We start from the raw sequence: 23612 nt of genomic DNA on the forward strand, positions 1-23612 counted from the left end.
AGGCGCTGAAGCCCGTCAAGGACCTCGCCGCCAAGCGCAACGCGCGTGTCGGTCTGATGTGCGCCGCCGCCTTCTTCGGCATGGTCGGGGCGGCCTACGCCTCGGTGCCGCTCTACAAGCTGTTTTGCCAGATGACCGGATTTGACGGCACCGTGCGCAAGGCCGATCTGGCCCCGACCACGGTGCTGGACCGCAAGGTCAAGATCCGGTTCGACGCCAATATCCGCAACCTGCCCTGGGACTTCTCGACCGAGCAGGTCAGCCAGGATATCCGGATCGGCGACACGGGCCTGGCGTTCTTCAAGGTCACCAACCGCAGCGACCAGGCCATGACCGGCCGGGCGATCTACAATGTGGTGCCCGAACAGGCCGGGCCTTACTTCCAGAAACTGGAATGTTTCTGCTTTTCCAACCAGACGATCCAGCCCGGCCAGACGATCGAGTTTCCGGTCGTCTACTTCGTCGATCCGCAATATGTCGATGATCCGGAGACCAAGGGTAAGGGCGAGATCACCCTCTCCTACACCTTCTTCCCGGCGGTCGAGGACGACTCCGGGAAAAAACTGGTGGCTTCTACGACGCCGCGTATCGTTCAACCCCTTGGCGGCGCGCCGTCGAGAGGGCTATAGCGTTCAATATGGAGCGTTGCAGCGGGGGGACTCGGCGGGCAACGTCTAGAGGGAATAAGGGTTAGCACCACCATGGCCCACGGCGCCGTCAAACACGACTATCACATCCTGCCGCCCAGCCCCTGGCCCCTCGTGGGCTCGGTCGCCGCCACCATCATGGCCATCGGCCTGATCGGCTGGATCAAGGGCGGTGTTCTGGGTATCGAAAAAGGCAACTGGGCGATCTTCGCCGCAGGCTTTGCCGGCATCCTCTACACCTTCTTCGGTTGGTGGAGCGATGTGGCCAAGGAAGCCAAGGCCGGCGACCACACGCCGGTCGTCTCGATCGGCCTGCGCTATGGCATGATCCTGTTCATCGCTTCGGAAGTGATGTTCTTCGTGGCCTGGTTCTGGATGTTCTTCGAGATGGCGCTGTTCCATGAACACCGCACCCTCTCGGCCATCGAGGAAGTCCGCACCGCCTGGGCCACCTGGCCGCCGCTGGGCGTCGAGACCGTCTCGCCATGGCATCTGCCGCTGGTCAACACCCTGACCCTGCTGCTGTCGGGCACCACCGTCACCTGGGCGCACCACGCGCTGCAGGTCGGCGACCGCAAGGGCGCCAAGTGGGGTCTGATCCTGACCGTCCTGCTGGGCGCGCTGTTCACCGCCATCCAGTTCTATGAATATGCCCACATCAACCACGAGCAGCTGTTCTATTCGGAAGCGGCCGTGAATTCGGGCCTCTACGGTTCGACCTTCTTCCTGGCCACCGGCTTCCACGGTTTCCACGTGTTTGTCGGCACCCTGTTCCTGATCGTCTGCCTGATCCGCCTGCAGAACGGCGCCTTCACCCCCAAGCAGCACTTCGGCTTCGAAGCGGCCGCCTGGTACTGGCACTTCGTGGACGTGGTCTGGCTGTTCCTGTTCGCCTTCATCTACGTGATCTTCGGCGCTTCGGCCCACTAGGGCCCGAAAGTTGAAATGTGAGGGCTAAACCCCTCACATTTTGAGCCGCCACGCTCTAAGATCCAGACTTCCGAGGGGGCCCGGAACGCTAAGCCAGCGTTCCGGGCCTTTTTCTTTTCAGGAGGCTCCATGAGCCACACCAACCCCTATCTGGCCGGCGCCAGCGGTCGCTGCCCCAAGTGCGGCGAGGGCTTCCTGTTCGACGGGTTCCTGAAGATCGCCCCGACCTGCGAAGCCTGCGGCTTCGAGCTGGGCCGCCACGAGACCGGCGACGGGGCCTCGACCTTCATCATCCTGATCGGCGGCAGCGTCGGTGCGTTCGGCGCGCTGTTTTCGATGTTTGCCTGGAACTGGCCGATCTGGCTGCTGCTGCTGGTCTGGCTGCCGGTGACCCTGGGCCTGAGCCTGGGCCTGATGCGGCCCGCCAAGGGCCTGATGGTGGCCGCCCAGGTCGCCAACAAGGCCTCGGAAGCCGGCGGGCGCGATGTCTGAGGTCCCTCCCGTCAAAAGCCGCTTCCCCATCGGCCTGACCATCGCCGTGGCGATTGCGTTCGGCATCCTGTGCTTCCTGGGCGCCTGGCAGATCAAGCGCATGGCCTGGAAGGAGGATCTGCTCGGGCGGATCGAGACCCTGAAGACCGCCCCGGCGGCCCCGATCGGCCCGGTGCTGGCCGCCGCCGCCCAGGGCCGCAATGTCGCCTGGACGCGGGTCAGCGTCGCCTGCCGCCCGGCGTCCCTGCCGCCCCTGTCCCTGGCCTATGGCATTCGCGACGGCGACGTCGTCTGGCGCGCCCAGGCCCTGTGCGGCGTGCAGGGTGGTCCCTATGACCTGATCCTGGTCGACCGCGGCGTGGTGCCCGAGCTGACCGGCCAGGTCGAGGCGCCGGCCCGCGCCTTCGCCGAGCCTGGGCAGGTCACGGGCATCCTGATCCCGCTGGAGCAGCTGGGCGGCCACCGAGCCGACGCCGTGACCGGGCTGGCCGGCCGCAAGCCGGCGCCGCTGGCCCTGATGGCCGAGCGCGAGACCCCGGCCCCGGCCGGGATCGTCCCCGCGCCGCTTCCGGCAGAAATTTCCAATCGGCACCTCGAATACGCCCTGACGTGGTTCGGCCTTGCCGTAACCCTGCTCTTTATCTATGCCGCCATGCTCTGGCGGAGACTGAGACCCTGATGCGCTACGTTTCGACCCGCGGCGAGGCCGCCCCCATCGGATTCCTCGACGCTGTCCTGGCGGGCCTGGCTCCCGACGGCGGCCTGTATGTGCCGGCCGAATGGCCGACCTTCACCAAGGCGGAAATCGCGGCCTTCGCCGGCAAGCCCTATGATCAGGTCGCCGCCGCCGTGATGGGCAAGTTCGTCGGCGACGACATCCCCGCCGAGGTGCTGGCCGAGATGTGCGCCGAGGCCTATGCCAGCTTCGCCCACAGCGCCGTTGCGCCGCTCAAGCAGCTGGGCCCCAACCGCTTCCTGCTGGAGCTGTTCCACGGTCCGACCCTGGCGTTCAAGGACGTCGCCATGCAGCTGCTGGGGCGGCTGTACGACTATGTGCTGGAACGCCAGTCGCGCAAGATGACCATCATCTGCGCCACCTCCGGCGACACCGGCGGCGCGGCGGTCGAGGCCTTCCGGGGCCGCAAGAACGCCCGCATCGTGGCCCTGTTCCCCGAGGGCCGGATCAGCGAGGTCCAGCGCCGGTTCATGACCACGGCGACCGACGACAACGTGGCCTGCGTCTCGATCCAGGGCTCGTTCGACGACTGCCAGGCCATCGTCAAGCAGGCCTTCCAGGACGACCAGTTCCGCCATGCGGTCGACCTGTCGGGCGTCAACTCGATCAACTGGGCGCGGATCGCGGCCCAGAGCGTCTATTACTTCACCGCCGCCGTGGCCCTGGGCGCGCCCGAGCGGGCCGTGGCCTTCGTGGTGCCGACGGGCAATTTCGGCGACGCCTATGCCGCCTTTGTGGCCACCCGCATGGGCCTGCCGATCGCCCAGATCGTCTGCGCTACCAATTCCAACGACATCTTGGCCCGCACCTTCGAGGAGGGCCGCTACGCCAAGGGCGCGGTGGCCGCCACCCAGAGCCCGGCCATGGACATCCAGGTGGCCTCCAATTTCGAGCGCCTGTATTTCGAAGCGGTGCGCCGTGACGGGGTCGAGACCGGCCGCGCCTTCCGGGGCTTTACCGACAGCGGCCTGATCGACATTCCGCCCAGCGCCTTCGCCACCATGCGCGAGCTGTTCCGCGGCGTGGCCGTCAGCGAGGCCGACACCGCCAAGACCATGCTCTCGACCCTGAACGAAACCGGCGAGGTCATCGACCCGCACACCGCCGTGGGCGTGGCGGCGGCTGCGGGCGTCAAGCTGGACGATCCGACCACGCCGGTGGTGGTGCTCTCCACCGCCCATCCGGCCAAGTTCCCCGAGGCGGTCGCCGCCGCCTGCGGCCTGACCCCGGCCACGCCGCGCGCCACGCCGGACCTGTCGCAGAAGCCCGAGCGCTTCGAGCGGCTGCCGGCCAGCGGCGACACGGTGAAAGCCTTCGTGCGCACCTTCGCGGCCACTTCGTGAGCGCTGTTCTCAAGACGCTGAAAAACGGCGTCCGGGTCGTCTGCGATCCGATGCCCGGCCTTGAGACCCTGGCCCTGACCGTCGTCGCCGGTCGCGGCGCGGCCCACGAGGATGTCCCGCAGTCGGGCTGGTCGCACCTGCTGGAGCACATGGTCTTCAAGGGGGCCGGATCGCGCAGCGCGCGCGATATCGTCGAGGTTATCGAAAGCCAGGGCGGCTCGCTCAACGCCGCCACCGGCTATGAGCGCACCAGCTTCCAGGTGCGGGCCCTGAAGGGCGGCCTGGATCTGGGCATGGACGTCATCGCCGACCTGCTGCTGCGCCCCACCCTGGACGAGGCCGATCTGGTCCGCGAAAAGCAGGTGGTGCTGCAGGAGATCGCCGAGGCGGCCGACGCGCCCGACGACTATGTCTTCGACCTGATCCAGCGCGCGGCCTGGGGCCAGCACCCGGTGGCCCGCCCGATCCTGGGCTCGGTCGAGAGCGTCAATGCCGCCACCAACGCCGCCCTGTCCGACTGGCGGGGCGCGCTATACGCCCCCGACCGGCTGGTGATCAGCGCCACCGGCGCGGTCAGCGAGGCCGAGCTGATGACCGCCGCCGAGCGCGCCTTTGGCGGCGTGCCGGTGCGCGAGAGCCTGGCCGAACCCGTCGCCGCGCCGTTCGTGGGCGGCCACGAGGGCGAGGTGCGCAAGCTGGAACAGTCGCATCTGGTGTTCATGCTGCCGGCCTGCGGCGCGCGCGAGCAGGACTATTTCGCCCTGCGGATCTTCGCCGAATGCCTGGGCGGGGGCATGTCGTCGCGGCTGTTCCAGGAGGCCCGCGAGAAGCGCGGTCTGGCCTATAATATCGACGCCTATTCCGACACCTATGCCGATCACGGGGCGCTGGGCATCTATGCCGGCTGCGCGGCGGGCAATGCGGTCGAGACCGCCAAGGTTTGCGCCGAACAGCTGGTCGCCCTGGCCCGCCACATCGAGCCGGCCGAACTGGCCCGCGCCAAGGCCCAGCTGAAGGCGCACATGTTCATGGCCCGCGAGGCGGCGCTGTCGCGCGCCGAGCAGGCCGCCGGCCAGGTGCTGCTGTTCGATCGCCTGTACCCGCCGGCCGAGCTGGCCTTCGAGGTCGACGCCGTCACCCCGGCCGATGTCGCCCGGCTGGGTCAGCGCCTGCTGGACTCACGGCGTTGCGCCACGGCCATCCTGGGCGCCAAGTCGGCCCTGAAAGCCGGCCCCGCCTTTGAGAAGGCCTTGTTCGCTGCGGCCTGATCGCAGACCCTCGCGCGCCTTCGCGCCTGCTGGAGTTCAAGTGTCGACCCTTCTGCAGCTGTTCCGCGCCAGACCCGGCCTCAGGCTTCAGGGCAGCGGCGTCTATCTGCGACCGCCGCGCTTGTCGGACCACCGCGACTGGGCCGACCTGCGCCGCGAGTCGCGCAGCTTCCTGGAGCCCTGGGAGCCGACCTGGCCCGAGGACGACCTGGGGCGCCGCGCCTTCCGCGCCCGGCTGGGCGCCTATGCCCGTGAACTGGAGACCGGCGAGGCGTGGCCGTTCTTCGTGTTCCGCAAGAGTGACGACGCCCTGATCGGCGCCGTCCGGCTGTTTCACGTCCGGCGCGGCGTGTCCCTGAGCGGCACCGTGGGCTACTGGCTGGGTCAGCCCTACACGCGCCAGGGGCACATGTCCGACGCCGTCGCCACCGTGATCCGCTTCGCCTTCGAGGGCCTGGGACTCCATCGGATTGAGGCCGCCTGCATGCCGGAAAACACCGCCTCGGCCGGGCTTTTGCTGAAATGCGGCTTTTCCGAGGAGGGTTACGCCCCCGCTTATTTGAAAATTAACGGCGAGTGGCGAGATCATCGTCTGTTCGGACTTGTTGCGCGATCCTAGCGCCGGTCCGGGCGAAAGACGCCGAGGTGGCGTTGGGATCGAGTATGTCGTTTCGGGCTACGGACCGTAAGATCTGGGACACGACCGCCACGCTGGAAGCGTTGGGTGCGGCCGATGCGGCCCTGTGGATCTGGGAGCCTGAGGCCGACCGCCTGCGGGTCAATGGCGCCGCCCGGGCGCTGGGCCTGGGTCCGCTGGCCCCTGAATGCTCTTCCGCAGCCTTCCGCGCCCTGGCCCTGCCGCAGGACCGCGCCCAGGCCGAGGAAGTGCTGAAGGTCCGCGAACCCGGCTCGGAAGTCATGGCGCGCTTTCGCATGCGCGGCTTCGAAACCTGCATCTGGCGGGGCGTATGGCTGGAGGAAGGCGTGCGCGCCGCCGGCGTCGTCGCCCCCGAAGTGAAATTCGCCGCGTCCGAGCGCTGCGACCTGACCGGCCTGCTGGACCGCAAGAGCTTCATCGCCCGCGCCCGGGAGCGTCTGCGCCTTGAAGGCGTGCATGAGCTGGTGGTCGCTGATGTCGATCGCCTGCGCCGCCTGAACGAGGCCCTGGGCCACGAACGCGCCGACCTGGTTCTGGCCGCCCTGGGTTCGCGCCTGGCGGCCGCCTTCCCGACCGGCTCGATCCTGGGCCGGATCGGCGAGGACGAGTTCGCCGTGCTGTGCGAGCCCCGGGGCTTTGAACCGGCCGAGCTGCTGCGCAACGCCCTGGAACAGCCGCTGCGGATCGCGGGCTTCGATATCCACCCCACCCTGTCGATCGGGGCCGTGAACGCCGAGGGCGGCGAAGATGCGCCCGAGGCGACCGAACTGCTGCGCCGCGCCGAACTGGCCGTCGAGGCCGCATCCTCGGCCGGTCGCGGCGGCGCCGCCGCCTATGGCCGTTCGATGGAGACCGACGGCCTGTCGCGCCTGGCCCTGGAGGCCGACCTGCGCGGCGCCATCGCCCGTGGCGAGATCACCCCCTATTTCCAGCCCGTCGTGCGCCTCTCGACCGGCGCCCTGTCGGGCTTCGAGGCCCTGGCCCGCTGGCTGCACCCGCGCCGCGGCATGCTGCCGCCCGACTCCTTCCTCCCGCTGATCGAGGAACTGGGCCTGATGAGCGAGCTGGGCGAGCACATGATGCGCACCGCCGGCGCGCAGCTGGCCGCCTGGCGTCGCAGCCATCCGGCCGTGGGCGCCCTGACCGTCAGCGTCAATCTGTCGACCGGTGAGATCGACCGTCCGGGCCTGGTCGACGACGTGGCCGAGGTGCTGCGGGTCAACAACCTGCCGCGCGGCGCCCTGAAGCTGGAAGTCACCGAAAGCGACATCATGCGCGACCCTGAACGGGCGGCCGTGATCCTGCGCACCCTGCGCGACGCCGGGGCCGGCCTGGCGCTCGACGATTTCGGCACCGGCTTCTCGTCGCTGCAATATCTGACGCGCCTGCCGTTCGACACCCTGAAGATCGACCGCTATTTCGTCCGCACCATGGGCGGCAATCCAGGCTCGGCCAAGATCGTCCGCTCGGTGGTCAAGCTGGGTCAGGACCTGGACCTGGAAGTCGTCGCCGAAGGCGTCGAAAACGCCGAGATGGCCGCCGCCCTGCAGGCCTTGGGCTGCGACTACGGCCAGGGCTTCGGCTACGCGCCGGCCCTGTCGCCGCAGGAGGCCGAGGTTTACCTCAATGAGGCCTATGTGGATGGCGCGGCGCCGGTGAAGGCGCGGGGGTAGGGGCTACTGGCCCCCTCCTGACCGCTCTCGCGGTCGTCCGCCCCCGTAGGGGGAAGATGAGTTCATCCGCCCCCTACGGGGGCGGACGGCTGCGAAGCAGCCCGGTGGGGGCAAGTCCACCGACCTTTCTCTAAGCCCGCCCCGCCTGCGTTGACAGGTGATCGGCCGAAATCCCCAGCTTGGCCAAAGCCCGCGTCCACTTGTGCTCATGGTCGTCGTCGAACAGCAGTTCCTCGTCGGCGTCGCAGACCAGCCAGATGTTGTCGCGCACCTCCTGCTCCAGCTGGCCAGGCCCCCAGCCGGCATAGCCCAGGGCCAGGATCGCCCGGCGGGGATGGTGGATTGGGCTGCCCATGGCGTCGAGCACGTCGCGGGTGGCGGTCAGGGCCAGGCCGTCGTGCAGGGCCAGGGTCGAGTCGGGCGAGTTGAAATCGTCGGTGTGCAGCACGAAGCCGCGCTCCAGCTCGACCGGACCGCCCAGCAGCACCAGGGTGTTCTGGGTCTTGATCTCGGAGCGCACGCCCAGCTTGTCGAGCAGCTCGAACACCGTCAGGCCCTCGACCGGGCGATTGACCGTGATGGCCATGGCCTGCTCTTCGTCGTGGGCGCACATGTAGAGGACGGCGCGTTCGAAGCGTTCGTCCTCGATGCCCGGCATGGCCACCAGCAGGCGCCCGGCCAGGAAGTCCGCCTCGTCATGCGTGTCGCGGTTCATGGATACAGGATCGGGATAGAACGCGACGGTTTCAAGTCGAACCTTGGGGTTGGCGCGTTGTCGTCGGACCTATATTCGATTTGCGCACTCTCAAAGGACAGGACCAAGCCCATGACGATCAAGGTTGGCGATACGCTTCCTGCGGCGACTTTCATGACCAGCACGGCCGAAGGCCCTGCGCCGGTCACCACTGACGACCTGTTCAAGGGCAAGACCGTCGCCCTGTTCGCCGTTCCCGGCGCCTTCACCCCCACTTGCTCGGCCAAGCACCTGCCGGGCTTCAAGGACCACGCCGCCGAGTTCAAGGCCAAGGGCGTCGATACGATCGCCTGCGTCTCGGTCAACGACCTGTTCGTGATGAAGGCCTGGGGCAAGGACCAGGGCATCACCGACGAAGTGATGCTGCTGGCCGACGGCAACGGCGACTTCACCCGCGCCGTGGGCCTGGACTTCGACGGCTCCAAGTTCGGCATGGGCTCGCGCTCGCAGCGCTATTCGCTGATCGCCAAGGACGGCGTCGTGACCTCGCTGAACGTCGAAGAGGGCGGTGAGTTCAAGGTCTCGTCGGCGGACTATATGCTGGGTCAGCTGTAGGGTTCAAGCTCCTCCCCCTCTGGGGGAGGTGGCCCGGAGGGCCGGAGGGGGCCAGCACGGCCTAGGCCGCACTAGCCCCCTCAGTCGGCTTCGCCGACAGCTCCCCCAAAGGGGGAGCATCTATCGATCCCGACTAAGCCCCCAGCATCTCCGGCGTCGTCGCTTCGAAATCCGCCGCCCCGATCATCACCCCCGCGACCTGCCCCGGAACCTGGGCCAGCACCGCCTCGGCATAGATCCGCGCCAGGGCCAGCCGCGTCGAGAGCCAGCCGGCGTCGCCGCCGCCGGTCGCGATGGCCGCCGAGGCCGCCAGGGCGCCCTTGGCCAGCATCCAGCCGCCGACCACATCGCCCAGCAGTTTCAGATAGGCCGTGGCGCCCGACAGCGCGTCGGGCATGGCCCGTGCCCGGCGCTCGATCAGCCAGGCCGTGGCGGCGCTGGCGGCGACCAGGGCGGTCTCCAGTCTTCTGGCCATCGTGCCCAAGGCCGGATCGGCGGCCGCGTTCAGGGCGTCGATCGTGTCGCGGATATCGTCCATCAGGTCGCCGATCGCCTGGCCTTCGCCAAGGCTCAGCTTGCGGCCGACCAGGTCGATGGCCTGGATGCCGTTGGTGCCCTCATAGATCGGGGCGATGCGGGCGTCGCGATAGTGCTGGGCCGCGCCGGTTTCCTCGACAAAGCCCATGCCGCCGTGAATCTGCACGCCCTGCGAGGCGACCTCGACGCCCATGTCGGTCGACCAAGCCTTGGCGATCGGGGTCAGCAGTTCCTCGCGCAGCTTGGCGGCGACGCGCTGGTCCTCGGTGGCGCCATGGGTGGCCAGGTCGGCGGCGACGCCGGTGGACAGGCAGATGCCCCGCGCCGCTTCGATGCGGGCCTTCATCAGCATCAGGGTGCGGCGCACGTCGGGATGGTCGAACAGGCGGGCCGCGTTTTCGCCGGTCCAGGCCGAGCGGCCCTGGCGGCGCTCCAGCGAGAAAGCCAGCGCCTGCTGATAGGCGCGCTCGGCGATGGCGACGCCCTGGGCGCCGACCTGCAGGCGGGCGGCGTTCATCATCGTGAACATATGGGCCAGGCCCTTGCCCAGCTCGCCGACCAGCTCGGCCTTGGCGCCCTCGAACAGCATCACGCAGGTGGGCGAGCCGTGGATGCCCAGCTTGTGCTCCAGTCCGCCGGCCCGCACGGCGTTGGCCGCGCCCAGGCTTCCGTCCTCGCCGACCAGGACCTTTGGCGCCAGGAACAGCGAGATGCCCTTCACGCCGGGAGGCGCGTCCGGCGTGCGGGCGATGATCAGGTGGACGATATTGTCGGCGACGTCGTGGTCGCCCCAGGTGATGTAGATCTTCTGGCCCGACAGGGTGTAGCCGCCGTCGCCATCCGGCGTGGCCATGGTGGTGATCGCCGCCAGGTCCGAGCCGGCCTGCGGTTCGGTCAGGTTCATGGTGCCGGTCCATTCGCCCGAGACCAGACGCGGCAGATACAGGCTCTTCTGGCGCTCCGAGCCGTGGTGGGCCAGGGCCTCGATGGCCCCCAGGGTCAGCATGGGACACAGGCCAAAGGCCATGTTGGCGGCCTGGAACATCTCGAAGACGCCGACCTCCAGGCTCTTGGGCAGGCCCTGGCCGCCATGGTCAGGATCGGCCGCCAGGCCGTTCCAGCCGCCCTGGGCGAACTGCCGATAGGCCTCGCCAAAGCCCGGCGCGGCGCGGACCATGCCGTTCTCCAGTTTCGCGCCGACCAGATCGCCCTGGCGGTTCAGCGGGGCCAGGATGTCGCCGGCCAGGGCCCCGGCCCCTTCCAGCACAGCCTGGACCGTGTCGGCGTCGGCGTCGGGAAAGGCGTCGGAAAGGCGATCAAAGCCGGCCGCGTGCCGCAGCGAAAAAGCGATGTCACGGACAGGGGCGCGGTAGGTCATGAACGGCGAGGCTCCAGATTATCGGTGTTCTGTTTAGGCGCGCGCGGCGGCGGGGCCAAGCTGGCGCGACGTTCGTTCAAGAAGTCACGGCTTCGTGATGTTGCAGCCCTTTATCCTTGCGCTGGACTTCTTAAGTCGAGGCAATCGTAACTGCTGCAATCACAGTTTGGAGATTTCGACCCATGGCCCGTCCCTTCGCCTACGCCGCGCTCGCCGCCGCGCTGATCACGGCGCCCGCCGCCCTGGCCGCGCCGGGTGTCAGCTCGACCAAGCCTGCCGACCTGCCGGCCGGCAACTATGTGCTCGACAAGACCCACGCCGTGCTGACCGCCAAGCTCAGCCACATGGGTTTCTCCAACTACACCCTGCGCTTTACCAAGCTGGACGCCAGCTTCACCTATGATCCCAAGGCGCCGGAAGCCTCTAAGATCAGCGTTACGGTCGACCCCGCCTCGATCGACACCTCGACGGGCGCCGACGCCTTCGGCCTGAAGTTCAACAAGGAACTGGCCGGCGACGGCTGGCTGGAAACGGCCAAATATCCGACCATCACCTTCGTCTCGACCAAGGTCGATGTGGGCGACGGCAAGACCGGCAAGGTCACGGGCGATCTGACCTTCCATGGCGTGACCAAGCCGGTGGTTCTGGACGTCACCTTCAACGGCGTCGGCGGCAGCTTCATGCCCGGCAGCGTCAAGACGGGCTTCTCGGCCTCGACCACGATCAAGCGTTCGGAATTCGGCGTTTCCAAGTATGTTCCGCTGGTCGGCGATGACGTGACGCTGAACATCGAAGTCGAGTTCGACAAGAAGTAGTCTGATCAGACCGGATCTGGAGAGCCTGATGGCCGCGACACGCACGCGCTACACGACGGTGGCGATCGTCATTCACTGGCTGATCGCCGCGGCCATCATCTTCCAGATCATCCTGGGCTGGAGGGCGGGGGACGGTCCCAAGGGACCGGAGACCTTCGCCCTCTTCCAGCTGCACAAGTCGATCGGGATCACCATCCTGCTGCTCAGCCTGTTCCGGCTGGCCTGGAAGCTGACCCACACGTCGCCGCCGCCGCCGGTGGGCCAGCCCAACTGGGAGCGTATCGCCTCGCACGTGGTGCACTGGGGCTTCTATGTGATCATGATCGGCCTGCCGCTGACGGGCTGGATCCTGGTCTCGGCCAGCAAGACCAACATCCCGACCCTGCTGTTCGGGGTCGTTCCCTGGCCGCATCTGCCGCTGCTGCCCGACCTCGCGGACGGCGCCAAGCACGTCTGGCACGAGATCGGCGAGATCGGCCACGGCGTGCTGGTCAAGACCACCTATCTGCTGCTGCTGCTGCACCTGGGCGCGGTGGCCAAGCACCAGATTCTCGATCGCGACGCGGTGTTCAGCCACATGACGCCCGGCGCCAAACCGGGCTGGAAAGAGCCGCGCGCCTGGCTGGCCGCCGCCGGCCTCGCGGCGGTGATCGCCGCCGGTTATCTCTACACCCCCGCCGTCAAGCCGGTGGCCGCGCCCGCGGTCGCCGAGGAGCCTGTTGACGCGCCGCTCGCGCCGGTCGCCGCGCCCGCTGCGCCGGAGGCTGCGGCGACGCCGGCCGAGGCCGCCGCCGCGCCGGTCGCGGATCCGGCCCTGAAGGACCCCGTGGCCTGGACGGTGGCCAAGGGCGGCAAGCTCGGCTTCACCGCCACATGGTCGGGCGACGCCCTGGAGGGCAGCTTCACCCGCTGGTCCGCCGACATCCTGTTTTCGCCCGAGGCCCTGGACCGCTCGAAGCTGACCGTCAGCATCGACACGGCCTCGGCCCAGACCGGCGACGCCCAGCGCGACGAGAGCCTGCCCAGCGGCGACTTCTTCGACAGCGCCAGCCACCCCAAGGCGACGTTCACGGCTGCCAGGTTCCGCAAGACCGGCGAGGGCCGCTATATCGCTGACGGGACCCTGGAGCTGCGCGGCGTCAAGAAGCCGCTCAGCCTGCCGTTCAGCCTGAAGATCGCCGGCGACACGGCCACGGCGCGCGGTGTAACCACCCTCGACCGGACGATGTTCGGGGTCGGACAGGGCGAATGGGCGAGCACGGATCAGATCGCGGCCAAGGTGAAGGTCAGCTTCTCCCTGAAGGCGACGCGCAAGTCGTAGAGGCCGCGCGCGCCCTGGCCGCCGGCCGGCTCGTGCTGCTGCCCACCGAGACCGTCTATGGCCTGGGCGCCGACGCGGCCAATCCAACGGCCGTGGCGGCGATCTTCGAGGCCAAGGGCCGGCCGCGCTTCAACCCGCTGATCGCCCATGTGGCCGATATCGAGACCGCCGCGCGGATCGCTGTCTTCGACGAACGGGCCATGGCCCTCGCCCGGGCCTTCTGGCCGGGGCCGCTGACCCTGGTCGCCCCGATCCGCGACACTTCGGCGGTTTGCGATCTGGCCCGCGCCGGGCTCGACACCGTGGCCATCCGCGTGCCCGGCCATCCGCTGGCCCGCGCGGTGCTGGCGGCGTTCGGCGGACCCGTCGTCGCACCTTCGGCCAACCGCTCGGGCCGGCCCAGCCCCACTACCTATGACGACGCCTTCGGCGAGACCGGCGCGGCCTGCGCCGTCACCCTGGACGGCGGCCCCTGCGAGGTCGGGCTGGAATCCACCGTCGTCGCCGTGCTGGACGGCCCGCCGCGCCTGCTGCGCCCCGGCGCCGTGACCCGCGCCCAGCTCGAGGCCGTGGTCGGTCCCTTGGCCGAAGCCGAGGACGACGCCAAACGCTCGCCGGGCCGCCTGGCCCTGCACTATGCCCCCGACGCGCCGGTGCGCATCGATGCGGCTGCGCCCCAAGCCGGCGAGGCGTTCCTGGCCTTTGGTCCGTGGCCGGACGGGGAGAGGGTTTTCAATCTCAGCCCGGGCGGCCTGCTCAGCGAGGCCGCCGCCAACCTGTTCTCGTTCCTACGCGCCGCCGATCGGACCAAACCCGTCGGCATCGCCGTGGCGGCCATTCCTCAGGAAGGCCTGGGCGAGGCGATCAATGACCGGCTTAGACGCGCGGCCGGGTTCGTGGGATAGAGGCCGATGAAATTCAAGATCATGTACCTCGAGGACAAGTCCAAGGGCCTGAACGGTCCCGCCCGCATCGGCCGGGTGGGGTCGTCCAAGACCGGCGAGACTCTCTACTATGCCGGCCGCTCGTTCGAGGCCCTGCGCAATTCGGGCCTGAAGGCCAATTTCCGCGACATCGAGACCGGCCAGCCCTTCTGGATCGCCAAGGCCCGCAAGGACGGCGGCGACCGGCTCTACAAGGGCGCAGGCGACCCGGCCGTGATCGACGACGACGCGCGCGAGGAATACTGGAGCAAGATCCGGGGCATTCCCGATCCCGACCTGGGCTAGTCCAGCGCCGAACGCACGTCGGTGAGCGGGAAGTCGTCGCCCTTGTAGAGCAGCGGCGCGTCGAGGGTCTTGGCCAGGGCGTAGGCGAAGCAGTCGCCCATGTTGAGTCCGGCGCGATGGACGCCCTTGCCCCAACGCATATAGGCGTCGAGGGCGGCCCCGGCTTCCACGATCTGGGTCTCAACCACGTTCTGAGAGTGCAGCCAGGCTTGAAAGCCCTCAGCTGTGAAACGAGCGTCGCGAAGGACAAGAACCAGTCCCGCCTCCATGATGTTGACTGTCGTCGCGAAGGCTTGGTCAGCCTTTGACAGCGCCTCCTCCAGAATCTCGTAGCCGGCTTCGTGCCGAGCAATCGCGACGAGGGCCGAGGCATCCACGACCAGGGTCATGCGTCGTCGATCTCGGGAATGCCGGTCGGCCAAAGCGCATCCCAGTCAGCCTTCGTCATCGGGCGTAGCGGCAGCGGCTCCTTGTCGAGTCCCGTGACGCGCCGAAATGCCTCAGTAGCCGCGCGCATCTCTTCCAGAGTCCGCTTGCGAACCTTCGGCTGCTCGCGCTCCAGGGCCTCGCGCGCCAGGGCGTCGATTGCGCCAGTGATCGTCGTGCCGCGCAGGGCGGCGATCTCACGAACGATCTTCTCGGTCTCTGGGTTCTTGATGAAGATGCCCATGGCAGGCTCCGGCGGTATATACCCAAGTATATCCTATTCTGGCCCGCTCCAAAAGCGTATCCTCCCGCCCCATGACCAAGCCCGTTCCCGCCGATACCCTGTCCCGCCTCAAGGCCGTGCTCGGCGAGGGCGGCTGGAGTGAAGACCCCGCCCGCCTCGAGCCCAAGCTGGTCGAATGGCGCGGCCGCTGGCGGGGCGAGACGCCGCTGCTGGTGATGCCGCGCACGACGGGCGAGGTCGCCGCCGTGGTCGGCATCTGCGCCGCCGACGGCGTGGCCATCACCCCGCAGGGCGGCAATACCGGACTGGTGGCGGGCCAGATCCCGCAGGGCGAGATCCTGCTCTCCACCGAGAAGCTGCGGGCCGTGCGCGATGTCGACGGCCTGGACGACGTCATGGTGCTGGAGGCTGGCGTCACCCTGTCGCAAGCCCATGCCCAGGCGGCCAGCGTGGGTCGGCGCTTCACGGTGGGCGTGGCCTCGGAAGGCTCCTGCACCATCGGCGGCCTGATCTCGACCAATGCCGGCGGCACGGCTGTGCTGCGCTACGGCATGATGCGCGAGCAGGTGCTGGGCCTGGAGGCGGTGTTGCCCAATGGCGAGATCTGGAAGGGCCTCAAGCGGCTGCGCAAGGACAATACCGGCTACGACCTCAAGCAGCTGCTGATCGGGGCCGAGGGCACGCTGGGCGTGGTCACCGCCGCCAGCCTGAAGCTGCACCCGCTGCTGGCCTCGCGCGCCGTCGCCATTGTCGGCCTCGGCTCGCCGGAAGACGCCATCCAGCTGCTGGCCCGGGCCAAGGACGAGACGGGCGGGGCGGTCGAGGCCTTCGAGCTGATGGGCCGGCTGGGCTTTGAGCTGACCGTGCGCAACGTGCCGGGCCTGCGCGATCCGCTGCCGTCGATCCATCCCTGGTACGTGCTGATCGAGATCGCCAGCGGCGAGCCGGGCGCGGCCGAGGCGGCGCTGGAGCGCCTGCTGACCAGCGCCCTGGAGCGCGGCCTGATCAGCGACGCGGCCGTCGCCCAGACAGAAACCCAGATGAAGGCCTTCTGGCATATCCGCGAAGGCCATTCGGCCGGCCAGAAGCCGGAAGGCGCCGCCTGGAAGCACGATGTCAGCGTGCCGGTCTCCAAGATCCCGGTCTTCATCGCGCGCGCCGACGCGGCCCTCGCCAGCGCTTATCCAGGCACGCGGATCGTCGCCTTCGGCCATGTCGGCGACGGCAATGTCCACTATGACGTGCTGCGCCCCGTCGGCGGCGACGAGGACGCCCACGAGGCCCTGCGTGACGCCGGCGCGAAGATCGTCCACGACATCACCGCCAGCCTGAACGGCTCGATCAGCGCCGAGCACGGCCTGGGGGCGATGAAGACGGCCGAGGCGCTCGGCTACAAGGATCCGGTCGAGGTCGCCGCCCTGCGGGCCATCCGTTCAGCGCTGGATCCGCAGCGGATCATGAACCCGCGGGTTTTGTTCTAGCCCGCAGCGCCGCCACGATCGCGACCACCGCGCCCAGCGGGATCACCGCCTTGTGGAAGCCGGCCATGTGGCCGGGGCCCAGCAGGTTGATGGCCAGCGGAATAAAGCCCCAGCGGCCCGTGTCGATCTGCATCCAGAACGCCCCGACGCCGATCAGGCTGACCAGACACCACAGGACGCGAAACCGCAGGGTTCGTGTCGCGGCGACCAGGATCAGCGCGACGACCATCGGGATCGGCCAGGCGAGGGCGGCCAGGTGGGCGAGGGCTTGGGGTGTCATGGGGGGCGGGATAGCGGGCAGGCGGGGCGGCGTCGAGGGGCGGGGAGCGGACTTTCCGGTATTCGGGAAGGGGTGGAAGTCGGACGCTAGTGAGCTATTTTCGCCTGAGGGCTCACTGGGGCGTTCATGGCTAGCGACGATATAGAACAAAGCTTCAAGGCGCTTCTGAAGGGCGTTGCCGATCTTTTGAAGCCCTTTGGTTTCAGCAAAAGCGGGACGACCTTTCGACGTATGTCGTCCGGAAACGCAGCCCTCATCTCGGCTCAACGTAGTCAGTTCAGCAGCAACGACACGATCCGCTTCACCTTCAACATCGCCGTTGTCTCCGGCCGCCTCCTCCGCGAAGAAGGTCCCGACATCACCAAGGCCGGGGTAATGTACGCCCATCTTAGCGAACGGATCGGCGAATTCTTGATCGAGCCCACAGACAAGTGGTGGGAACTGAAGGCGGCAAGCGACCCAGCCGCACTGCTCACCGATCTTGCCAAACCGCTGGAGTTGGCTGCGCAGTTTCTGATCAACCACGCTGACGACGCCAAGCTGATCGCTCTCTGGGAGAGCGGTCAATCTCCCGGACTTACCGATGGTCAGCGTCGGCGTTTTCTTCAAGAGCTCAAGGCCGGCTGAACGCCGTCAATAGGCCAGTTGCCAACGTCCGATTTGGGTCGAAAGCAGTCTTTGGCTCAATGCCCAAAAGCGGACGCCCCGCGTCCCGGTCATCCTTAAATCTCTTGAAGGCTGCAGCGTGCCGGTCTGACCAGGTTGGTCAAGGACGACGCTCTCGCGTCGCCGCTGCGCGGCGGCCCCGCAGGGGCCGTCCTTGAGCAACCTGGTCAGACCGGCGATCGTCTCGCCGTGAGATTTAAGGATGGCTCCCTTCGGCGCGAAGGGGGCGCGCTCCCAAGTCCTCTCCCTGAAGGGGGAGGCGATCACGAAGTGATCGGAGGGGGTAGTGCTGCTGAGTCGGAGGGGTCTTCCCCCACCGGCCTCCGGCCGCCTCCCCCTTCAGGGGGAGGGCTTTACGGCCAGCACGGGGATAGAGGGCGCTCAATCCCCGTTCTTTCCGGAACAAACCCTAACCAAATCAACGCTCTATAAAATAGTTGATCGCGCCAATCCTCGGCGCTCAAACCTCCCGCATAATCAGTGCTGTCCCCGTCGCAGGGGGAGGGCGCCTGGTACCGGCCCAAAGCGGCGATGGGGATGGAGCTGAGCGGGGCCGCGACGCCCTGGAAGGTGGGTCGAGGTGTGCGGGCTGTCTCAGAAGGACGGCGCAAACGCTGAGTGGCTCGTCGGCCGGGTGAACGCGGGTCGAAGAGGGCGAGGGATCGTAAACCCGCCTATCGCACATCGTCGGCGTCGAGACGGTTCGCCGATCGACGGGATGCGCGCCCGTACGGGGGCTCTTGGGTATCAGAGCTGAAACACGCTCGCTTGGCCCAATCCTCACGCAAGAACAGCTTCTGCGAAGCGGACAGGTCGAGCCGAAACGCAAAACACACATCACGGTCATCCGGGTTCGTCCCGGCCGCTTCGCGCCTCCCCAACGAACTCAGTGGCTCATGCCGCGTGAGGCTGAGAAGCCGTGTCCGCCAGACTTGCCCCCTACGGGTCGCTTCGCGACCGTCTTCCCCCGGAGGGGGAAGATGAACCGCGCCGACCTCGTCTTCCCCCTACGGGGGAGGACGACCTGCGAAGCAGGTCAGGAGGGGGCCAGTAACCATCAATCCCCAACCTCCCGCTAGCGATCCCGGTCAGGACACTCTATCTCCCGCCCATGCTGATGGTCATCTCCCCCGCCAAGTCGCTGGACTTCACCGCGCCCGATCAGGTGCTGCCGCTGACCACGCCCGAGCTGAAGGACAGGATCGCCGAGCTGGCCAAGGTGACGCGCAAGCTGACCGCCGCTGATCTGCGCCGGCTGATGCACATCTCCGAAAAGCTGGCCGACCTGAACCGCGAGCGGTTCCAGGCCTTCGATCCGCAGGTCGAGGACGGCCTGCAGGCCGTGATCGCCTTCAATGGCGACGTCTATGGCGGTCTGGCGGCGCGCGAGCTGGACCGGGCGGCCCTGGACTGGGCCCAGGACCATCTGCGCATCCTGTCGGGCCTGTATGGCGTGCTGCGGCCGCTGGACGCCCTGCAGCCCTATCGCCTGGAGATGGGCACGCGGCTGAAGACCAAGCGCGGGGCCAACCTCTACGACTTCTGGGGCGAGACCATCGCCCAGACCCTCAACGACGCCGCCGAAGGCCACGCCGACAAGACCCTGGTGAACCTGGCCAGCCAGGAATATTTCGGGGCCGTCGACGCCAAGGCCCTGAAGCTGCCGGTCGTCACCTGCCATTTCAAGGAGGAGAAGGCGGGTCTGCTCAAGGTGCTGGGCTTCTTCGCCAAGAAGGCCCGGGGGCGGATGGCGCGTTACATCATCGACAACCGGGTCGAGCAGGCCAAGGATCTCAAGGCCTTCGACCTGGACGGCTATGCTTTCCGTCCCGCGCTCTCGACCGACACCGATTGGGTTTTCGCTCGCCCCCAACCCTGAATTCATCTATCGGTGAATTTATAAGCGCTCGCCCTGCGTCATGGCGAGTTATATGCTGCGCTGCAGCAAATATTAGGGTCGCAATTAAAGGAACCGCGTCGCCATGGCCGTTGATTTCGGTTTGCAGGGCCAGGTCGCCATCGTCACAGGCTCGACCAGCGGCATTGGCCACGCGATGGCCGATGCGCTGGCCGCCCAGGGCGTCAATATCGTCCTGAACGGTCTGGGCGAGATGACCGCCATCGAGCGGACCCGCTCGGAGCTGGCCGAAAAGCACGGCGTCGAGGTGCTGTACAACGGCGCCGACATGACCAAGCCCGACCAGATCGCCGACATGGTCCGCGCCGCCAAGGCCGAGTTCGGCGAGCTGGACATCCTGATCAACAATGCCGGCATCCAGCATGTGGCCCCGGTTGAGGACTTTCCCACCGACAAGTGGGACCAGATCATCGCCATCAACCTGACCTCGGCCTTCCACGCCACCAAGGCCGCCGTGCCGATCATGAAGGCCCAGGGGCGCGGCCGGATCATCAATATCGCCTCGGCCCACGCCCTGGTGGCCTCGCCGTTCAAGTCGGCCTATGTGGCCGCCAAGCACGGCGTCCTGGGCCTGACCAAGACGGTGGCCCTGGAAGTGGCGACCTTCGGCATCACCTGCAACGCCATCTGCCCGGGCTTCGTGAAGACCCCGCTGGTCGAGGCCCAGATCGCCGACCAGGCCAAGGCCCGCGGCATCAGCGAGGAAGCCGTCATGCGCGACGTCATCCTGGCCAGCCAGCCGACCAAGCAATTTGTCACCTTCGACCAGCTTTCCGGCATGCTGCTGTATCTGGTTTCCGACGCCGGGGCCTCGGCCAACGGCGCCGCCTTCCAGATCGACGGCGGCTGGGTGGCGCAATAGGCAAGGGACGGGTCATGCCCATCGGCCCGTTCAGGAAGAAGCCCGCCGGCCCCCGGCCCCTGAGTCTGGCCCTGCAGGGCGGCGGGGCGCACGGGGCCTTTGAATGGGGCATCCTCGACCGCCTGCTCGAGGAAGAGGATATCGAGATCAAGGCGGTGACCGCCGCCTCGGCCGGGGCGATGAACGCCGTCTGCCTGGCCCACGGCCTGATCGAGGGCGGCCGCGACGGGGCTCGCACGACGCTGGAGGCCTTCTGGCGGGGCACGAACCGGGCCGGCGGCCAGAACGTGTTCGGCGACTCCGCCATCTGGACCAAGGCCTTCGCCGGCCCCGACTGGCTGAAAAACACCCCCGGCTGGCGCATGGCCGAGACCCTGGCCATGAGCCTGTCGCCCTACGAATTCAATCCGTTCAACCTCAATCCGCTGCACGACGTGCTGGAAGCGACGGTGAACTTCGAGACGATCCGCCAGCGCTCGCCGATCAAGCTGTATATCGCCGCCACCGCGGTGCGGCTGAGCAAGGCCAGGATCTTCCGCGAGACCGAGCTGACCGCCAAACACATCATGGCCAGCGCTTGCCTGCCGCAGGTGTTCCAGGCCGTCGAGATCGATGGCGAGCCCTATTGGGACGGCGGCTTTCTGGCCAATCCGCCCCTGTGGCCGCTGTTCTATGACGACACGCCCGACGACATCCTGGTCGTCAGCCTCAACCCCTTCGTCCGCGACGAGACGCCCAAATCGCCGGGCGAAATCATGGACCGGCTCAACGAAATTACCTTCAATTCGTCCCTGGCCGCAGAGCTGCGGGCCATCGGCTTCGTGCAGAAGCTGCTGGATGAGGGGCTGCTGAAGGACACCGCCAAGGGCCGCTATCGCAAGATGTTGGTCCACGCCATCACCGCCGACGGGCCGCTGGCCGACCTGTCGCTGTCGACCAAGTTCAACACCGAGTGGAGCTTCCTGCTGGACCTCAAGGAACGGGGCCGCACGGCCGCCCAGACCTGGCTGGACGACTGCGGAACCCTTATCGGCGTCAAGTCCAGCATCGACCTGAAGACCGGATTTCCATGAACCACCCTGTCCCCACCGTCGGCGTCGTCTGCCTGCGCGACGACCAGGTTCTGCTGATCAAGCGCGGCACGGCGCCCCGGCTTGGCCAGTGGAGCCTGCCGGGCGGCCGCATGGAGCTGGGCGAGACGACGATCGCCGCCGGCCTGCGCGAACTGAAGGAAGAGACCGGCGTCGAGGCCACGATCCTGGGCCTGATCGACGTGATCGACGGCGTGTTTCCGGCCAGGCCCTCGCTTGACGGAAAGCCGGGCGAGATCACCCGCCACTACGTCCTGATCGACTATGCCGCCCGCTGGATCTCGGGCGAGCCGGTGGCCGGCGACGACGCGGCCGAGGCGCGGTTCGTCTCCCGCGAGGAAGCCATGGCCCTGGTCGAATGGGACGAGACCCGGCGGATGATCACCGAAACCTATGAGCGGTTTGCGGCATGACCACTGTGGATGCCTCCGCCCCCCGCCACGGGATCAGCGTTAACGCCCTGATCCTGATCGGCGCCGTGGTCGCCCTGGGCTGGGCGCTGACGATCCCCACGGCCCTCACCGGCTTCCTGACCTTCGCCTTCGTGGCCCTGGCCTGGGTGCTGAGCGTGGGCGTCCACGAGTTCGGCCACGCTTTCGTCGCGCACAGGGCTGGCGACACCACCATCGTCGGAAAGGGCTATCTGACCCTCGACCCGCTGAAATATTCCGACCTGTCGACCACCCTGATCTTTCCGCTGATCGCCCTGGCCCTGGGCGGCATCGGCTTTCCGGGCGGGGCGGTCTATCTGCGCGAGGACCTGATGCGTACCCGGACCTGGCGGTCGCTGGCCTCGCTGGCCGGCCCGCTGGGGACGCTGGTCGTGCTGATCGTGATCGCCCTGGTCCTGCCGCTGTTTGGCGACCGCGCGCCGGCCCTGACCAACGCCCTCTCGCTGCTGGCCTTTCTGCAGGCCAGCGCCCTGGTCCTGAACCTGCTGCCGGTTCCGGGACTGGACGGCTATGGCGTCATTCGCCCCTTCCTGCCCGAAGGCGTCCGCGCCAGGCTAGTGAAGGTCGAGCTGGTCGGTTTTCTGATCCTGTTTGGCCTGATCTTTTTCGTACCCGGCGTCAGCGCCGTGATCTTCGGCCTCGCCGGGGCCGTGGCGGGGCTGCTGGGCGTTTCGTTCGACGCCATGGGTGCGGGCTGGGACGCCTTCCGCTTCTGGGACAGCGCCGGTTGACCTAGCGGGCACTTGACCGGGCGGCGCTTCGCGCTTCTCTTTCAAACAAACGTTCAAGGGAGAAACGCCATGGCCTATGCGCCGTTCAATCTGGCCGGCAAGGTCGCGCTCGTCACCGGCGGCAATCGCGGCATCGGCCTGGGCATGGCCAGCGCGATGGCCCAGGCGGGCGCCGACATTGTCATCTGGGGCTCCAACGCCGAGCGCAACCAGATCGCCGAGGGCGAGCTGCTGAAGCACGGCGTGCGGGTCAAGGCCCAGACGGTCGATGTCTCCGACGAGACCCAGGTGGCGCAGGCCATGGTCGAGGCGGTCGAGGCCATGGGCCGGATCGACTCGGTGTTCGCCAATGCCGGCGTGGGCTTTGGCTCGCCGTCCTTCGTGGACATGCAGACCGAGACCTATCGCAAGGTCCTGGCAGTCAATCTGGACGGCGTGTTCTTCACCCTGCGCGAGGCCTGCCGGCACATGGTGGATCGCGCCAAGTCGGGTGATCCGGGCGGCTCGCTGGTCGGCATCGCCTCGCTGGCCGCCATCGAGGGCGCGGCCCGCAACGAGGCCTATGCGGCGACCAAGGGCGCGGTGATCTCGATGATCAAGTCGGTGGCTGTGGAGCACGCCCGCTATGGCGTTCGCGCCAACGCCATCCTGCCCGGCTGGATCGCCACCGACATGACGGCCGGCGCCCAGGGCAATTCGGCCTTCGCCGAGAAGGTCATTCCCCGGGTCCCGGCCCGGCGCTGGGGCGAGCCCGCCGACTTTGGCGGCATGGCGGTCTATCTGGCCTCGGACGCCTCGAGCTATCACTCGGGCGACACCCTGATCATCGACGGCGGCTATTCGATCTTCTGATTTCTGGACTCCGGAGTCGAAGAAAACCCTTCTGCACAAGGGTCTTGCGAAGGCGCCGGCTTGGTGAGAGACTTTTCCGGAGGGCAGCCTGGGCATCAGATCCGGGCGCCTTTCGAGGAAACGAAACGATGACCCCGCAAGACGTCGTCAGCCTGGCTCCCCCGCGAGGCGCTCTGGCCCTGATCGCCATGATGCTGACGGCGATGGCCGCCTGCTTCTTCACGACCGAGGCCACCGCCGAAGCGGTGCGCAGCGACCGGGTCTGATCCCGCT

27 protein-coding genes are annotated in these 23612 nt (G+C 67.7%); 22 read left to right on the plus strand and 5 right to left on the minus strand.

Translation table 11 applies throughout. The features are described from left to right. Positions 1–56: 56 nt before the first annotated feature. From ACN2C7_RS02935 to ACN2C7_RS02970, 8 genes are all read left to right on the plus strand, one after another. The gene (locus tag ACN2C7_RS02935; protein ID WP_419321375.1) at positions 57–629 is read left to right on the plus strand and encodes a cytochrome c oxidase assembly protein; all 573 of its coding nucleotides are present in this window, start codon (positions 57–59) and stop codon (positions 627–629) included. 72 nt (positions 630–701) lie between these two features. Continuing rightward, on the plus strand, positions 702–1577 hold the full coding sequence (locus ACN2C7_RS02940; protein ID WP_419253041.1) for a cytochrome c oxidase subunit 3: 876 nt from the start codon (positions 702–704) through the stop codon (positions 1575–1577). Between the two features lie 129 nt (positions 1578–1706). Continuing rightward, the gene (locus tag ACN2C7_RS02945; protein ID WP_419319738.1) at positions 1707–2069 is read left to right on the plus strand and encodes a DUF983 domain-containing protein; all 363 of its coding nucleotides are present in this window, start codon (positions 1707–1709) and stop codon (positions 2067–2069) included. Then, entirely contained in the window at positions 2062–2748 is a 687-nt protein-coding gene (locus tag ACN2C7_RS02950; RefSeq protein WP_419319739.1) for an SURF1 family protein, read from the plus strand. The genes ACN2C7_RS02945 and ACN2C7_RS02950 overlap by 8 nt, the downstream gene beginning before the upstream one ends. Beyond that, positions 2748–4148 carry a threonine synthase gene (gene thrC / locus ACN2C7_RS02955; protein WP_419319740.1) on the plus strand — a complete coding sequence of 467 codons (1401 nt, stop codon included), beginning with the start codon at positions 2748–2750 and terminating at the stop codon, positions 4146–4148. Before ACN2C7_RS02950 ends, thrC begins: the two co-directional genes overlap by 1 nt. Further along, a complete protein-coding gene (locus ACN2C7_RS02960; protein ID WP_419319741.1) occupies positions 4145–5416 on the plus strand; it encodes a M16 family metallopeptidase in 1272 nt (423 codons plus the stop codon). The genes thrC and ACN2C7_RS02960 overlap by 4 nt, the downstream gene beginning before the upstream one ends. 40 nt (positions 5417–5456) lie before the next feature. Then, positions 5457–6035 carry a GNAT family N-acetyltransferase gene (locus tag ACN2C7_RS02965; RefSeq protein ID WP_419319742.1) on the plus strand — a complete coding sequence of 193 codons (579 nt, stop codon included), beginning with the start codon at positions 5457–5459 and terminating at the stop codon, positions 6033–6035. A gap of 44 nt (positions 6036–6079) precedes the next feature. Further along, positions 6080–7747: a putative bifunctional diguanylate cyclase/phosphodiesterase gene (locus tag ACN2C7_RS02970; RefSeq protein ID WP_419319744.1), complete on the plus strand. Its 1668-nt coding sequence runs from the start codon at positions 6080–6082 to the stop codon at positions 7745–7747. 130 nt (positions 7748–7877) lie between these two features. Here the strand turns inward: ACN2C7_RS02970 and ACN2C7_RS02975 are convergent, their stop codons facing one another. After that, entirely contained in the window at positions 7878–8462 is a 585-nt protein-coding gene (locus tag ACN2C7_RS02975) for a YqgE/AlgH family protein (RefSeq protein ID WP_419319745.1), read from the minus strand. Between the two features lie 111 nt (positions 8463–8573). On the opposite strand from ACN2C7_RS02975, the gene ACN2C7_RS02980 reads away from it, so the two are divergent. After that, positions 8574–9056, plus strand: coding sequence for a peroxiredoxin (locus ACN2C7_RS02980; RefSeq protein ID WP_419319746.1), 483 nt, complete (start codon positions 8574–8576; stop codon positions 9054–9056). Between the two features lie 133 nt (positions 9057–9189). Here ACN2C7_RS02980 and ACN2C7_RS02985 read toward each other — a convergent pair whose 3' ends face one another. Continuing rightward, a complete protein-coding gene (locus ACN2C7_RS02985; RefSeq protein ID WP_419319747.1) occupies positions 9190–10971 on the minus strand; it encodes an acyl-CoA dehydrogenase in 1782 nt (593 codons plus the stop codon). A gap of 182 nt (positions 10972–11153) precedes the next feature. Between ACN2C7_RS02985 and ACN2C7_RS02990 the strand changes: the two genes are divergently transcribed. Genes ACN2C7_RS02990 through ACN2C7_RS03005 form a run of 4 tightly spaced genes read left to right on the plus strand, consistent with a single transcriptional unit; the run spans position 11154 to position 14336 of the window. Continuing rightward, positions 11154–11786, plus strand: a complete 633-nt coding sequence (locus ACN2C7_RS02990; protein WP_419319748.1) for a YceI family protein — start codon at positions 11154–11156, stop codon at positions 11784–11786. A 28-nt stretch (positions 11787–11814) separates the two neighbouring features. Continuing rightward, complete coding sequence (locus tag ACN2C7_RS02995; protein ID WP_419319749.1) at positions 11815–13107, plus strand: YceI family protein; 1293 nt, start codon at positions 11815–11817, stop codon at positions 13105–13107. Further along, positions 13035–14012 (plus strand): L-threonylcarbamoyladenylate synthase, encoded by a 978-nt coding sequence (locus tag ACN2C7_RS03000; RefSeq protein ID WP_419319750.1) that lies wholly within the window; start codon positions 13035–13037, stop codon positions 14010–14012. The genes ACN2C7_RS02995 and ACN2C7_RS03000 overlap by 73 nt, the downstream gene beginning before the upstream one ends. Before the next feature lie 6 nt (positions 14013–14018). Next, positions 14019–14336: a 1-deoxy-D-xylulose-5-phosphate synthase gene (locus ACN2C7_RS03005; RefSeq protein ID WP_419319752.1), complete on the plus strand. Its 318-nt coding sequence runs from the start codon at positions 14019–14021 to the stop codon at positions 14334–14336. Here ACN2C7_RS03005 and ACN2C7_RS03010 read toward each other — a convergent pair. Continuing rightward, positions 14333–14725 carry a type II toxin-antitoxin system VapC family toxin gene (locus ACN2C7_RS03010; RefSeq protein ID WP_419319753.1) on the minus strand — a complete coding sequence of 131 codons (393 nt, stop codon included), beginning with the start codon at positions 14723–14725 and terminating at the stop codon, positions 14333–14335. The genes ACN2C7_RS03005 and ACN2C7_RS03010 overlap by 4 nt on opposite strands. Then, positions 14722–15006 (minus strand): type II toxin-antitoxin system VapB family antitoxin, encoded by a 285-nt coding sequence (locus ACN2C7_RS03015; protein ID WP_419319754.1) that lies wholly within the window; start codon positions 15004–15006, stop codon positions 14722–14724. The genes ACN2C7_RS03010 and ACN2C7_RS03015 overlap by 4 nt, the downstream gene beginning before the upstream one ends. A gap of 71 nt (positions 15007–15077) precedes the next feature. Here ACN2C7_RS03015 and ACN2C7_RS03020 point away from each other — a divergent pair, with 71 nt between their 5' ends. Further along, positions 15078–16487 carry an FAD-binding oxidoreductase gene (locus tag ACN2C7_RS03020; RefSeq protein ID WP_419319755.1) on the plus strand — a complete coding sequence of 470 codons (1410 nt, stop codon included), beginning with the start codon at positions 15078–15080 and terminating at the stop codon, positions 16485–16487. Here the strand turns inward: ACN2C7_RS03020 and ACN2C7_RS03025 are convergent. Further along, a complete protein-coding gene (locus tag ACN2C7_RS03025; RefSeq protein ID WP_419319756.1) occupies positions 16462–16767 on the minus strand; it encodes a hypothetical protein in 306 nt (101 codons plus the stop codon). The genes ACN2C7_RS03020 and ACN2C7_RS03025 overlap by 26 nt on opposite strands. 126 nt (positions 16768–16893) lie before the next feature. Between ACN2C7_RS03025 and ACN2C7_RS03030 the strand changes: the two genes are divergently transcribed. The 8 genes from ACN2C7_RS03030 (at position 16894) to ACN2C7_RS03065 (ending at position 23605) form a co-directional block, all read left to right on the plus strand. Continuing rightward, a complete protein-coding gene (locus tag ACN2C7_RS03030; RefSeq protein WP_419319757.1) occupies positions 16894–17394 on the plus strand; it encodes a DUF4304 domain-containing protein in 501 nt (166 codons plus the stop codon). A gap of 1150 nt (positions 17395–18544) precedes the next feature. Further along, positions 18545–19312, plus strand: a complete 768-nt coding sequence (yaaA, locus tag ACN2C7_RS03035; protein ID WP_419319759.1) for a peroxide stress protein YaaA — start codon at positions 18545–18547, stop codon at positions 19310–19312. Between the two features lie 103 nt (positions 19313–19415). Further along, on the plus strand, positions 19416–20213 hold the full coding sequence (locus ACN2C7_RS03040; protein ID WP_419319760.1) for a 3-hydroxybutyrate dehydrogenase: 798 nt from the start codon (positions 19416–19418) through the stop codon (positions 20211–20213). 14 nt (positions 20214–20227) lie between these two features. Next, positions 20228–21286, plus strand: coding sequence for a patatin-like phospholipase family protein (locus tag ACN2C7_RS03045; protein WP_419319762.1), 1059 nt, complete (start codon positions 20228–20230; stop codon positions 21284–21286). Beyond that, positions 21283–21717: an NUDIX hydrolase gene (locus ACN2C7_RS03050; protein ID WP_419319764.1), complete on the plus strand. Its 435-nt coding sequence runs from the start codon at positions 21283–21285 to the stop codon at positions 21715–21717. Before ACN2C7_RS03045 ends, ACN2C7_RS03050 begins: the two co-directional genes overlap by 4 nt. After that, a complete protein-coding gene (locus ACN2C7_RS03055) occupies positions 21714–22487 on the plus strand; it encodes a site-2 protease family protein (RefSeq protein WP_419319765.1) in 774 nt (257 codons plus the stop codon). Before ACN2C7_RS03050 ends, ACN2C7_RS03055 begins: the two co-directional genes overlap by 4 nt. Before the next feature lie 69 nt (positions 22488–22556). Beyond that, on the plus strand, positions 22557–23339 hold the full coding sequence (locus ACN2C7_RS03060; RefSeq protein WP_419319767.1) for an SDR family NAD(P)-dependent oxidoreductase: 783 nt from the start codon (positions 22557–22559) through the stop codon (positions 23337–23339). Between the two features lie 128 nt (positions 23340–23467). Further along, positions 23468–23605 carry a hypothetical protein gene (locus ACN2C7_RS03065; RefSeq protein ID WP_419319768.1) on the plus strand — a complete coding sequence of 46 codons (138 nt, stop codon included), beginning with the start codon at positions 23468–23470 and terminating at the stop codon, positions 23603–23605. The last annotated feature ends 7 nt before the right edge of the window (positions 23606–23612 follow it).

Origin of the sequence: Caulobacter sp. ErkDOM-E, from assembly GCF_048541895.1 — a bacterium.
Taxonomy (GTDB): domain Bacteria; phylum Pseudomonadota; class Alphaproteobacteria; order Caulobacterales; family Caulobacteraceae; genus Caulobacter.